14 protein-coding genes are annotated in these 12,655 nt (G+C 62.1%); 4 read left to right on the top strand and 10 right to left on the bottom strand.

Features of this window, described 5'->3' with window-relative positions; translation table 11 throughout:
* The first annotated feature begins 93 nt into the window (after positions 1-93).
* On the top strand, positions 94-915 hold the full coding sequence (locus tag ASC80_RS16590) for a tetratricopeptide repeat protein (protein ID WP_056299487.1): 822 nt from the start codon (positions 94-96) through the stop codon (positions 913-915).
* A gap of 96 nt (positions 916-1,011) precedes the next feature.
* Here ASC80_RS16590 and ASC80_RS16585 read toward each other — a convergent pair whose 3' ends face one another.
* From ASC80_RS16585 to ASC80_RS23235, 9 genes are all read right to left on the bottom strand, one after another.
* Positions 1,012-1,989 carry a type II secretion system F family protein gene (locus tag ASC80_RS16585; RefSeq protein WP_056299484.1) on the bottom strand — a complete coding sequence of 326 codons (978 nt, stop codon included), beginning with the start codon at positions 1,987-1,989 and terminating at the stop codon, positions 1,012-1,014.
* Between the two features lie 9 nt (positions 1,990-1,998).
* Positions 1,999-2,976, bottom strand: a complete 978-nt coding sequence (locus ASC80_RS16580; RefSeq protein WP_056299481.1) for a type II secretion system F family protein — start codon at positions 2,974-2,976, stop codon at positions 1,999-2,001.
* A gap of 10 nt (positions 2,977-2,986) precedes the next feature.
* Positions 2,987-4,456 (bottom strand): TadA family conjugal transfer-associated ATPase, encoded by a 1,470-nt coding sequence (locus ASC80_RS16575; RefSeq protein WP_056299477.1) that lies wholly within the window; start codon positions 4,454-4,456, stop codon positions 2,987-2,989.
* Positions 4,457-4,477: 21 nt separating this feature from the next.
* Positions 4,478-5,743 (bottom strand): CpaE/TadZ family protein, encoded by a 1,266-nt coding sequence (locus tag ASC80_RS16570; protein WP_056299474.1) that lies wholly within the window; start codon positions 5,741-5,743, stop codon positions 4,478-4,480.
* On the bottom strand, positions 5,740-6,483 hold the full coding sequence (locus ASC80_RS16565; protein ID WP_056299471.1) for a CpaD family pilus assembly protein: 744 nt from the start codon (positions 6,481-6,483) through the stop codon (positions 5,740-5,742). The genes ASC80_RS16570 and ASC80_RS16565 overlap by 4 nt, the downstream gene beginning before the upstream one ends.
* A 21-nt stretch (positions 6,484-6,504) precedes the next feature.
* On the bottom strand, positions 6,505-7,989 hold the full coding sequence (locus ASC80_RS16560; protein WP_082512641.1) for a type II and III secretion system protein family protein: 1,485 nt from the start codon (positions 7,987-7,989) through the stop codon (positions 6,505-6,507).
* A gap of 257 nt (positions 7,990-8,246) precedes the next feature.
* A complete protein-coding gene (locus ASC80_RS16555; RefSeq protein ID WP_056299467.1) occupies positions 8,247-8,771 on the bottom strand; it encodes an A24 family peptidase in 525 nt (174 codons plus the stop codon).
* 79 nt (positions 8,772-8,850) lie between these two features.
* Complete coding sequence (locus tag ASC80_RS23845; RefSeq protein ID WP_156464437.1) at positions 8,851-9,018, bottom strand: hypothetical protein; 168 nt, start codon at positions 9,016-9,018, stop codon at positions 8,851-8,853.
* A gap of 79 nt (positions 9,019-9,097) precedes the next feature.
* Positions 9,098-9,271 carry a Flp family type IVb pilin gene (locus tag ASC80_RS23235; RefSeq protein ID WP_082512640.1) on the bottom strand — a complete coding sequence of 58 codons (174 nt, stop codon included), beginning with the start codon at positions 9,269-9,271 and terminating at the stop codon, positions 9,098-9,100.
* A 646-nt stretch (positions 9,272-9,917) separates the two neighbouring features.
* Here ASC80_RS23235 and cpaB point away from each other — a divergent pair.
* From cpaB to ASC80_RS16540, 3 genes are all read left to right on the top strand, one after another.
* Positions 9,918-10,745: a Flp pilus assembly protein CpaB gene (cpaB, locus tag ASC80_RS16550; protein ID WP_056299464.1), complete on the top strand. Its 828-nt coding sequence runs from the start codon at positions 9,918-9,920 to the stop codon at positions 10,743-10,745.
* Between the two features lie 132 nt (positions 10,746-10,877).
* The gene (locus ASC80_RS16545; RefSeq protein WP_056300866.1) at positions 10,878-11,429 is read left to right on the top strand and encodes a TadE/TadG family type IV pilus assembly protein; all 552 of its coding nucleotides are present in this window, start codon (positions 10,878-10,880) and stop codon (positions 11,427-11,429) included.
* Positions 11,429-11,998, top strand: a complete 570-nt coding sequence (locus tag ASC80_RS16540; protein ID WP_349509667.1) for a TadE/TadG family type IV pilus assembly protein — start codon at positions 11,429-11,431, stop codon at positions 11,996-11,998. Before ASC80_RS16545 ends, ASC80_RS16540 begins: the two co-directional genes overlap by 1 nt.
* 162 nt (positions 11,999-12,160) lie before the next feature.
* On the opposite strand, the gene ASC80_RS16535 is transcribed toward ASC80_RS16540, so the two are convergent.
* Positions 12,161-12,373, bottom strand: a complete 213-nt coding sequence (locus ASC80_RS16535; protein WP_056299463.1) for a cold-shock protein — start codon at positions 12,371-12,373, stop codon at positions 12,161-12,163.
* Between the last annotated feature and the right edge of the window lie 282 nt (positions 12,374-12,655).

Raw genomic sequence — 12,655 nt, 5'->3', positions numbered from 1 at the left:
GCTCGGGCCGGGGTTAACCGCTCATTAAGGTTAACACTTTACTCCTCAAATGACCCGGAGATCCCATCCACGGCCTTCGCGAGCGAACGTTCCATGCGTCATTCGTCCTGTTTTGCCCGCTGGTTCGGGTCCGCCGCCGTCGCAGCACTGCTGGCGACCGGCCTTGGCGGCTGCCAGACGGCGCGCTCGCCGGACGTTACCGGCTCGCTCGGTACGCGGGCGGCGTCCTCGCCGGGCCTCAGCGATGCCCATGGTGCCATCGAGGCGCTCGGCGAACGCTACCGCGCCAATCCACGCAATGCCGAAGCCGGTCTGCGCTATGGCCAGGCGCTGCGCGCCGATGGACGGCGTGAGCAGGCGGTTGCGGTTCTCGAACAGGCGAGCATCGCCAATCCGGGAAACAAGCAGTTGCTGGCGGCTTACGGCCGCGCACTCGCCGAGAATGGAAGTTTCAAGCAGGCGTTCGATATTCTGTCGCGCGCCCACACGCCGGCCAATCCGGACTGGCGCATCCTGTCGGTGCAGGGCACGACCCTCGATCAAATGGGCAAGCATGGCGAGGCGCGCCGCTATTATTCGAGCGCGCTCAAGATCGTTCCCGACGAACCATCGGTCCTTTCCAACCTCGGCATGTCCTACGTGCTGTCGAAGGAGCTGCGGAAGGCCGAGGCGACGCTGCGCCGGGCCTACGCACGAGGCGGCAGCGATGTTCGTGTCCGTCAGAACCTCGCTCTGGCAATCGGCCTGCAAGGCCGTATGGCCGAAGCCGAAGCACTGGTGACGGCGAATGTGTCGCCCGATGAGGCGGCGGCCAATGTCGCCTCGCTCAGGCAGATGATCGGCAACGGCCGCCAGACCGCCGGCCGGCCCTCCGAACCGCGCACCAGTGCGGTGGCGGCACCGAGCCGCACCTGATCGGGCGCGGCATCTGCTTTCGATTCTCTACAAGCTAACAAAGCCGCGTGCAGGCGTGTGCCGGGCGCTGGCGGCTGAACTGAAGCGACGCCCGCCTCAGTTCATCTGGGCCGCAACCTTGATCCCGGTCGGCCCGAGGATGACCACGAACAGCACGGGCAGGAAGAACACGATCATCGGCACCGTCAGCTTCGGCGGCAGCGCGGCGGCCTTCTTCTCGGCTTCGTTCATGCGCATATCGCGATTTTCCTGCGCCATGACGCGCAGGGTCTGACCGAGCGGCGTGCCATAGCGCTCCGATTGCTGTAGCGCGAGACAGACTGATTTCACGCCCTCGATGCCGGTGCGTTTGGCGAGGTTCTCGTAGGCCTGTTTGCGGTCCTGCAGGTAGGACAGTTCGGCCGTCGTCAGCGTCAACTCCTCGGCGAGAGCGATCGACTGGGTGCCGATCTCGTCGCTGACCCTGCGGAAGGCGGCTTCGATCGACATGCCGGATTCGATGCAGATCAGCAGCAGGTCAAGGGCATCGGGGAATGCCCGCCGGATCGACAATTGGCGTTTGGCGATAGCGTTTTTCAAAAACAACATCGGCGCCTGCATGCCGGCCCAGGCCGCGCCGAAGCACATGCCGATCTTCATCGTCGTGGTCTGCTGCATGTTCGAGAGCAGGAAGATGTAAATCGCCGCGCCGGCCAGAAAGACGATCGGCATGATGAGGCGGAAAAACAGGAACGTGATATAGGGCGCCTGGCCGCGATAACCCGCCATCACCAGCTTGTCGCGCGCTTCTTCCTGGGCGAGCCACTTGTTGAGGTTGAAATCCTCGACGACCTTCTGGACGACCTGCTTCGGCGTCTGGCGCAGCGAGACCTTCTCGGTGCGGTTCATCCGCTCGCGCTCGCGCTGCTTGATGCGTTCGCGCTCGCTGGCGACGGCTTTCATCCGCTTCGACAGATTGTCGCCCGCCAGCAGCGGGATCACCAATGCATAGACGGTGGCGCTTACGGCGATGGCCGACAGCAGCATCGTCATGAAGTGCGCGTCGTGGAACTTGGTGATCAGAAGGTCGAACATGGTGCCTCGTTAGAAGTCGAAATTGATCATCTTCTTCATCACCAGGATGCCGGCCAACATCCACAGCACGCAGCCGGCCATCATCAACTGCCCGGTCGGGTGGGTCCACAGCAGCGAGATGTAGCCGGGCGACATGATGTAGACCATGATCATCACGATCGGCGGCAGCGCGCCGATGATCGCTGCGGAGGCCTTCGCTTCCATCGACATCGCCTGGATCTTCGCCGCCATCCTCTTGCGGTCGCGCAGAACCTTGGAGAGATTGGCGAGAGCTTCGGAGAGGTTGCCGCCGGTTTTGGTCTGGATGGCAATGACGATTCCGAAGAAGTTCGCTTCCGGCAGCGGCATCCGTTCGTAGAGTTTCTGGCAGGCCTCGCCGAGCGGCATGCCGATGCTCTGAGTGTCGACGATCGCACGAAATTCGGAACGCAGCGGTTCCGGTGCGTCCGCGACGACGACCTTGATCGAATCGAACAGCGGGAGACCGGCCTTGATGCCGCGCACGATCACGTCGACGGCGTCTGGCAGTGCGTCGATGAACTTCTTCTCACGCCGCTTCTTGAGGAAATTCAGGACCCAGCGCGGCAAACCGAAGCCAGCGGCAATGCCGAAGCCGATACAGGCCAGCAGGCTCGTCCCCATGAAGAACGGGATCACAGAACAGACGAGGCCCAGAACAACGGACACGATGATGAACTGCTGATTGCTGTAGTTGAGACCGGCCTGCGTAATGCGCTGCGATAGCGTAACCTTCTGCGCCTTCTTCAGCCGGCCTTCGACTTCCTTCAGCGATTCCTCGACCTGCTCACGGCGCGAGCGTTGCGTGCGATCCGCAATACGCCGCGTCGCCGGCTCCGGCCGCGCGTAGGAGGCCCGGCGCTTCTCGGCCTTCTTCTCGCCCGACAGGATCGGATAGAGGAAAACCCAGGCGAGGCCTCCGAGCGTGACGGCGACCAGGAAGGCAAGCGCCAATGTCTGCATTTTCATGAGCCGCTCCCTATCGATCAGGGTCGGGTGCTTCGGCGGCGTCCAGCGCTGCGGCGAGCCGCTTTTCCTCGCCGTAATAGCGGGCCCTGTCCCAGAATCGCGGACGGCCGATGCCGGTGGATCGGTGACGGCCAATGATGTTGCCGTTGAGATCCTCGCCCATCATGTCGTAGAGGAAAATATCCTGGGTGACGATCGTATCGCCTTCCATGCCCATCACTTCGGTGACGTGGGTGATGCGGCGCGAGCCGTCGCGCAGGCGTGCGGCCTGAATGATGACGTCGATCGACGCGCAGATCATCTCGCGGATGGTGCGCGATGGCAGCGAGAAGCCGCCCATCGTGATCATCGATTCGGCGCGGGACAGCGCTTCGCGCGGATTGTTGGCGTGCAGCGTGCCCATCGAGCCGTCATGGCCGGTGTTCATCGCCTGCAGCAGGTCGAACGCCTCGGGTCCGCGGACTTCGCCGACGATAATCCGTTCAGGACGCATACGCAGGCAGTTGCGGACCAGTTCGCGCATCGTGACCTGGCCCTCGCCTTCGATGTTCGGCGGCCGGGTTTCGAGGCGGACCACGTGCGGCTGTTGGAGCTGAAGCTCGGCCGCGTCCTCGCAGGTGATGATGCGTTCGTCGTGATCGATATAGTTGGTCAGGCAGTTCAGCAGCGTGGTCTTGCCGGAGCCGGTACCGCCGGAGATCAGGACGTTGGCGCGGCAACGCCCGATGATCTGCAGGATCTGCGCGCCTTCCGGCGAGATCGCGCCGAACTTGACGAGCTGATCGAGGGTCAGCTTGTCCTTCTTGAATTTGCGGATCGTGAGCGCTGGCCCGTCGATCGCCAGCGGCGGCACGATGGCGTTGACGCGGGAGCCGTCAGCGAGGCGCGCGTCGCAGATCGGCGAGGATTCGTCGACGCGGCGGCCGACCTGGCTGACGATGCGCTGGCAGATATTGAGAAGCTGCTGGTTGTCACGGAAGCGGATGCCGGTTTTCTGGATCTTGCCGCCGACTTCGATGAAGACCGTGCCCGCGCCATTGACCATGATATCGGCGATGTCGTCGCGCGACAGCAGAGGTTCGAGCGGACCGTAGCCGAGAACGTCGTTGCAGATATCGTCGAGCAGTTCTTCCTGCTCGGCGATCGACATCACGATGTTCTTGATCGCGATGATCTCGTTGACGATGTCGCGGATTTCCTCGCGCGCCGATTCCGAATCGAGCTTGGCGAGCTGGGCGAGATCGATCGCCTCGATCAGTGCGCCGAAGATCGTCGCCTTGACCTGATAGTAGGAATCCGAGCGCCGTGCTTCCACGACTGGCGGCGCGACGGGGCGCGTGGGGGCGAGCGGCGGCGAACTGACCGCAGCCGCATCGGCGACCGCCGGCCGCGCCGGTGCAGCCGGCGCAATGGTCTCCGTCCTCGCACCGAAGCCCGCTGTCCGGGTATCGGCCTCTGATCCACTGCGCTTACCAAACACGACGATACTCCACGCGAAAACTTATTTGGCCCGCAGCTTCCCGAGCAGTGGCGACAGGAACGAGCCGCGCGGCTTCTTGGCTTCGGCACGCCCGGTCAGCCGTTGTGCGATGTTGAGAAACATTTCGGCCGTGCGATGATTGGCCGAAATCTCCGCGATCATCTGGCCGTTATTGGCTGCCGAGCCGAAAATCTGCGGTTCAAACGGAATCGATACGATGGGGTCGCTTTCGATAGCCTTGGCGAACTCCGAGACATTGATCTCGGGCCGCTTCGGCACACCGACCTGATTGAGGCAGTACAGCGGCGGCCGGTCGTTCGGCCGCGACGCCTTCAGCATGTCGTACAGGTTCTTGGTGTTGCGCAGGTTGGCGAGGTCCGGGGCCGCGACGATCAGGATATCGTCGGCGCCGACCAATGCCCGCTTGGTCCAGCCGGACCATTGATGCGGAACGTCCAGCACGATGCAGGGCATCGTGGTGCGCAGCGTGTCGAATATCGAGTCGAATGCTTCGGTTCCGAAGTCATAGACGCGATCGAGCGTTGCCGGCGCTGCCAGCAGGCTGAGATGGTCCGTGCACTTCGACAGCAGGCGATCGACGAAGGCGGTATCGACACGATCCGGGGAGAACACCGCGTCGGCAATCCCTTGCGGAGGATCCTGATTGTAGTCGAGGCCGGCGGTTCCGAACGCCAGATCGAGATCGGCAACGACCGAATCGAGCGCGAGATCGCGCGCGATTGCCCAGGCGACGTTGTGGGCGATGGTCGAGGCGCCGACGCCGCCCTTGGCGCCGACGATGGCGATGATCCGGCCAACGGCCTTGGCTTCCGGCACGGAAAACAGCCCGCAGATCGAGCGAACCATGTCGAGAGGAGCAACGGGGGCGATGACGTAATCGCTGACGCCGCGGCGCACCAGTTCACGGTACAGCGTGACGTCGTTGATCCGGCCGATCACGATCACCCGGGTGCCGGCGTCGCAAACGCCCGCAAGCTGATCGAGCCCGGCGAGAATGTCGCCGCGGCCTTCGGTTTCAAGCACGATGACGTTTGGGGTCGGCGCCGTGCGATAGGCTTCGACGGCTGCGGCCATGCCGCCCATCTGGATTTTCAGGTGGGCCTTGGCCAGACGGCGATCCTCACCCGCAGCCTGGACCGCGGCGGCTGTTTCAACCGTTTCGCAGAACGCCTGCACCGAAACGCGCGGCGCAGGAGCGATATGCTCGTCGGCGGTTGGCGATGAGGCCAACTCGTCTTCCTGGTTCTGGCGTGCGTAATTGATCATTTTCCGAGATCACTGAGTTTGGCTTTGTCGGATTCGCCGTAAGTCGTCGCGGTCGGCATTCCCTTGCGGTACTTGTCGAAGGCGATGTTGCGACGAGCTTGATAGGCGGGCGTTTCGGCGCGCGGTTGTACGAGATCGGCTGGGTTATCGACCATCGCCGCGAGGTTGCGCTGGGTCGCACAGCCGAAATTGTGATACGGCCGGTTCTCCAGATATCCCTTGTTCTTGATCGAAGGTCCGAGATCTTCCGGCCACAGGCCGCACGGGCCGACGTCGGCCGTGATCCGCGGATAGCTGATGCGAATGGTGGCGAGCTGCCGGGGATCGGCCGGGGTGTATTTCCGGATTTTCACGCCGCGTGCCGGGACGCCAGCGGCGGCGAAGATCGACTGGATTTCGCGCAGAGAGTCATCGGCGGCGCGGGCATTGGGCGTATGGGTCGGCGCCTCGATCAGCAGCGATCCGGTGCCCTCGCGGGTCCAGGTCCGGGCCAGCGCCATCGTGTCGGCGCGTTGCTCCGCGGTCAGGCCGCCGCGGCCGCTGCCGATGAAAATCTCGGTCGAGCGGCTGGCTTCCTGAATCACGATGGGATGCCGCGCACGATAGTCGCGCGGCAGGCTGCCGGTGTTGATTTCCGCTTCCTGGCTGGTGTGGGTGCACGCGCCGAGGGCGGCCGATGCCCCGACAAGGGCGGCCGCCAACCCTAACCGAGATCGGAGATTGGATACGCGCTTGGTCATCGATACTGTCCTTATCCAATCTCAGTCGGTGATGAAGCCATACTTGCTGCGGGAGCTGCGGGCGGCGTCAGTGCGCGCCGGTACGCCGTAAATGCGATTGATGTTGCCAAGCAGGACGGACTGCGGGTCGGACTGTTCGGCGAAGCCGTCGTCCGGCCGCGACAGATCCTTCTGCGCCACGGCGCGCACCACGTAAGGCGTCACCAGAACCATCAGTTCGCTTTGCCGGTTGACGTAGTCGCGGCTGCGGAAGAGGGCGCCGAGAACCGGCAATTGTCCGAGGCCCGGCAATCCGTTGATGGCCTGCTTGGTCTGTTCCTGGATCAGGCCGGCCATCGCCATGGAGCCGCCCGACGGAATTTCGAGGGTGGTCTCGGCGCGGCGGGTTTTGATCGACGGCACCGTCAGCGAGTTGGCCGAGCCAGCGCCCACAGCCTGGGTGATCGTGATCGAGTTATCGTTCGACAGCTCGGACACTTCCGTCATGACACGCAGGCTGATGCGGCCTTCAGTCATCACCACCGGCGTGAAGTTGAGCGAGATGCCGAACTTCTTGAAGCTGATCTGGGTCGTACAGACGTGGGTCACGGGATCGCAGGAATAACCGGCCGGAACCGGGAATTCGCCGCCCGCGACGAAGGTCGCGGATTCACCGGAGATCGCGGTCAGGTTCGGTTCGGCGAGCGTGCGAACCACGCCGGCGCTTTCCATCGCACGCAGCGTCGCCTGAACCGAGGGCACGCCGTTGGTGCTGCCGAACGCCCCGGTCAGGGCGTTGGTGCCGACCAGCGAGCGGCCGTAGGCCGTGAACGGGTTGCTGTTGTTGAAGTTCACCACGGCGGTGCCGTAGTTGAGGCTGGCGCTCAGGTCGACACCGAGCTGCTTGATGATATCGCGCTGAACTTCCGCGACCGTCACCTTGAGCATGACCTGGTCGCGGCCACGCACCGCGATGCTGTTGACGACCTTGTCGGGACCGCCGACGAGGCGGGACGCCAGATCGTTGGCCTGCTGCGCTTCGATCTGCGACGCCACCGAGCCGGTCAGGATGACGCCGTCGCCGAGACCTTCGACGCGGATATCGGCTTGCGGAATGGTCTGGCGGATCGCGGCGCGAATGCCGTTCAGGTCGCGGGTCACGGCGATGTCGTAGGCGGCGATCTGCTGGCCCGAGGAATCGAAGAACACGATGTTGGTCTGGCCGACCGCGGCGCCGATGATATAAGCGCGCTGGGCCGAACGAACGACGGCATTGGCGATCTTGGGATCGGCGACCAGCACATCCTTGATGTCGCGCGGCAGGTCGATGACGAGGGACTTGCCGATGCCGAGCGCGAGGGATCGCGCGTTCATCTGGCCGGATGATGCGACAGCCGGGGTCACCTTGTAGTCGCTGGCGATCACCGGCGTCAGGCAGGGATTAAGGGTCAGCGCGGACACTGCCGCAAAAGACAGGGCGCGGATCATGGCTGTCCGCACCGGGGTCTGATGTCCCGCTCGCTTCATTTCACGCCTCCTGCGATAGAGCGCGTGAGGGTGACCACGATCTGCTGTTTGTCGGGGTGGCGGTCCGAGAAATATGCGGTGGCACTGTCAGTGCCGATCAACCCGGCCGGGGCGCCTATCGGGGCGATATACATACGCTTCACTTTCCACATCACGCCGCGACGCACCCGTCGCTGTGATTGGATTTGACCAGTTATTCGTCAAAGCATGGTTAATGAGGCGTATCTAAATCGCGTTAATGAGACCTTTCCACGCGATCAGTGGATCGCGAAGCGTGCAAGGTCGACGGCTTTCACCCAGTCGGTCTCAGGGTAGATCATGAGCGCGCCGATGGCGAGCGCGATGCCGTAAGGAATCCCGCTCTCCTTGTCGTGGAGGCGCAGCAGCCATTTCTGCGAGACGAGCACATAGGGCAGGGGCCAGCGCCGGAACTGCAGCATCAGGAGCGTGAGCACGCCGCCGAACACCGAAGCGAACACCAGATAGCCGAGAAGATGGGAGAAGCCGAACCACAGCGCCGCCGCGGCCGCGACCTTGGCATCGCCGCCGCCGATCCAGCCGAAGGCGAAACACGCAAACGCCACCACAAGGACGGTGAGGCCCGCTGCGATGTGCCAGGCGAACTCCTGAAAGCCCATGCCGCTGAATGCTGCCAGCAGGGCGAACCCGGCGACCAGCAGGATCGAGACCCGGTTGGAGATCGTCATGGTGAAAAGATCGCTCGCCGCCGCGAAGGCCATCAGGGCCGGGAACAGGAACAGGCGGGCGATGTCGAGAAGCATGGAATGGCCAGTCGATATGTCCGAAACGGACGATGGCCGAATCTAGCGGCCAGAGGTGAACAATCGTGAAACGGCGAGGTCACCAGATGCTGGCGATGCGAATGGCAAGCATCACGCAGGCAAGGCCGAGCGCCGCGCAAACAATGCGGACGGCTTCATTGTGGATCAGCTCCCGTTGCGGCCGCGCTACGCCCGCGACCTGTGGAAGGTCACGTTTCATGGGGCGCTGTCGCGAGGTGTCGGTCATGCCGGGCCGTTCAAAGTTGGAAACAGAAGAAGGCTTCGGTTGCCCGAAGCCTTCTTATTAAGCGCACAAGCGGCGATGCTTACGGGGTCGGCTTGAGCGTGTTGTCGATCGAAGTGAACTTGCTGCTGAGAGTGGTGCCGAGGCCGTTGACGGCGGCAATGATTGCCAGCGCAATGCCGGCAGCGATCAGCGCGTATTCAATTGCGGTGGCGCCGGATTCGTCCTTGACGAAACGAGCAACGAGGTTGGTCATTGGTAACTCCTGAGTACACGTGGCTGTCGAACTGTGTTTGGCCTTGCGGCGTCGATGCACCGTGACCATGGCGGTAATCTAGGAGCGATCAATTTCAGCGCAGTTAATTCGATTGATGAAACATCGGTACATCGGCGACTTCTTGCGCACGGTAAATGTGCCGTTAAGGGCAGGCCGCCTTTTTCGGAAGCGTGACGCTCTATAACTCAAGGCTGCCAACATCCGATGTGGCGCGGCCGACGGTGCTTCAACACGCTTCGGATGCATCGGTTCATAAGTCTGCGCAGGGAGCGGTGCGCAGCCTGCCTATCGCGAAACAGGTTGCAGCAGCAGTCCTCGCTGAAGATCGGCGGCATGTTCGGGCGGACGATTCTCAAGATCGTTCCGGTTCCGATGATTGCGTTAGCGCCGTCATTCCCGGTTCTCCCTATGATGAGGAACCTGCGCTCGGGGCAAGGTGTGCCGGCGTAAGAAAAAGCCGGTTACCGGTCTCTGCTACCGGTTCCAAGGCGGCAGGCGGTGCGGGAACATCCGCACCGTTTGCAGTTCATTCATCAATTAACGTCAGATTTGCCATGTCGGAATCCTGCTGCCGCGTGTTGGGCGGCAGGTGCACCGGCGATGTGGCGTGTAGAGAGTAAAGCGTATGAACACCGCGCGTATTGTCGTTTTAGCCATTGCTGTTTGCGCCGGTGGTGTTGCCGCCTATCTGGCGAGCAGCAGCGAGCCCAAGCAGGCCGCTCTTCCGGCCGCCGCTCCGCAGATGGAAACGACCGACGTTCTGGTCGCCAAATCGGACATCGCGCTCGGGCAGATCGTGAAACCCGAGGATATGCAGTGGCAGGCATGGCCGGCCGCAACCGCGAGCTCGAGCTTCATTCGCCGCAAGGATCGCGCCGATGCCGTTACCCAGCTAACAGGCTCCATTGCCCGCTCGCCGCTGCTTGCCGGCGAACCGGTGCGCGACACCAAGCTGGTCAAGGGGAATGGTTCCGGCTTCATGGCCGCGATCCTGCCGACCGGGATGCGCGCCATTTCCACCGAAATTTCCCCTGAAACCGGAGCAGGCGGGTTCATCCTGCCCAACGACCGGGTCGATGTGCTGCTGTCGCGCCGTCAGAAGAATCCGGATTCCAATGGCGGTTCCGGCCAGGATACCGTCAGTTCCGAAACCATTCTGAGCGATATCCGCGTTCTGGCGATCGACCAGACTGTCGCGGAAAAGGACGGGCAGAAGGTGGTGGTCGGCAAAACCGCGACGCTGGAATTGAAGCCGAAGCAGGCGGAAAATCTCGCCCGTGCCCGTCAGAGCGGAACGCTGTCCCTGGCGCTGCGCAGTCTCGCCGATGCCAACGGTGCGAAGAAAACGACGGACGAGACCGACGAGAAAATCGTCACGATCTATCGCGGCGCGGACCGCGACACCTACAATTGCCAGGCCGATTGTCAGCGGCGCTCGGGCGGGGGCGGTTGATTCCGCCCGATTTGGGTTAACATCCGGTTAATTGCGGCGGGCATCTTGTCCGGACTGGCCGCAAGCTTTCAACAATCAATCTCGGTTAGCTTCAGTGGTAGCTATTTGACGCTGCTGCTTGAGGATAACACGATGCCTGCGCCCGCTCTCCCGACGATGCTCGCCTCGAAGGCAATTCGTCGATTCCGTGGAGACCGCAAAGGGTCGGCTGCCGTCCAGTTTGCGTTCATCGCGCCGCTGTTCTTCGCTTTGATGTTTGCCATCATCGAATCGTCGATGGTGTTTTTCGCCGGCCAGATTTTGGAAACCGGTACGGCTGATTCTGCGCGACTGTTCATGACGCACCAGGCGCAGGATTCGAAAATGACCCAGGCCGATTTCAAAAAGAATCTCTGCGATCGCGTGACGGTGCTCTTCAGTTGCGACAAGCTTTATGTCGACGTGAAAACTTATGCGCCGAACACGGCAGTTGACATCAAGAGTCCGATCGTCGGCGGAAAGTTCGTCAATGACTTCTCCTACGATAGTTCGAAGGGCGGCGATACCGTTGTCGTCCGCGCGTTCTATCAGTGGCCGCTGTTCGTCACCGGCCTCGGGTTCGACATTGCCGACATCGACCGCGGCATGACCAACAGCAAGAAGCTTCTGGCGGCAACCGCCGCGTTTCGGGTCGAGCCTGATTGATGAGCATGACAATGATGCGTGGCGCTTACCTGATCGATAGAATAACGCGTTTCGTTCGCGACGCGCGTGGCATGGCTGCCGTGGAATTCGCCATCATCGTCCCGATGATGCTGACGATCTTTTTCGGCACCATCGAGGTGTCGAATGGCGTGGCGGCTGACCGCAAGGTGACGCTTGCGTCGCGGACGCTGTCAGATCTCGTTTCGCAGGGCACCAAGGTGTCCAACACGGATCTCGATAATTTTTTCAAGATGAGCGTGGCGATCATGACACCCTATGGCGCGGCGCCGCTGCAACAGCGCGTCTCGGCGATCGATATCGACGATAAGGGCGTCGCCAAGGTGGCTTGGAGCCGGGCGAATGGGACTGGCATCGCGGCGTTGGACAAGGACAAGGTCGTGTCCGTGCCGGAGGGCCTGATCGCCAACAACACCCAACTGATCCTGGCCGAGGTATTCTACAAGTACACACCGGCCGTCGGATATTTCATGAAGGACGGCGTCATGCTGTCGGACGTGTGCTACACGCGCCCCCGTCAGTCGGCGAAGGTAGATCCGCCGCCGGCATAGTTTCAGAAGCTAGGTGCGGTGTGCACCCGGCTACGCACCCCCGGCATCTGCTTCGTGAATTTATTCCGGGCGAACATCAAACGAAAAAGGCCGCGCGAAACGCGCGGCCTTTCGATTCTTCAAGTGGATCGGATGTCGCGGCCCGTGCCGTGACGACCCCGATCAACCAGCGGCGCGAAGATTGTCGGCCGACGACTTGCCCGAACGGCGATCGGCCACGATTTCGTAGCTGACCTTCTGGCCTTCGCGCAGGGTTCCGAGACCGGCGCGCTCAACAGCGCTGATGTGCACGAACACATCGTTGCCGCCGTCGTCCGGCTGAATGAAACCGTAACCCTTGGTGGCGTTAAACCACTTCACTGTTCCCATGCTCACAGGGGGTAGTCCTTCTCAAGATAGATATAGTAGTAACCCGCAATCACGCGGGCTGGTGAGATCGAAATTTGGAAGAGGTCCGTCACCGTCTAAACCGGCTGTACCGGTGGCTAGCTAATGTCGTCCGGCCGAAGATCGATGTGTTCATATTATGCGAAAGTAGGGCCCGAAACAATCCTGACCTGCGGAATTTTCAGGGCTCGGCCGCGCGTCGCAAAAATGTCGAAATGTTTGGAGCTTTCCCGCCGGGGCGTGGGAGACCGCAGGGCTGACGCGATGCGG

The sequence above is a fragment of the Afipia sp. Root123D2 genome, from assembly GCF_001425835.1.
Lineage (GTDB): Bacteria > Pseudomonadota > Alphaproteobacteria > Rhizobiales > Xanthobacteraceae > Afipia.
This window is presented reverse-complemented; position numbering and strand designations above follow the sequence as displayed.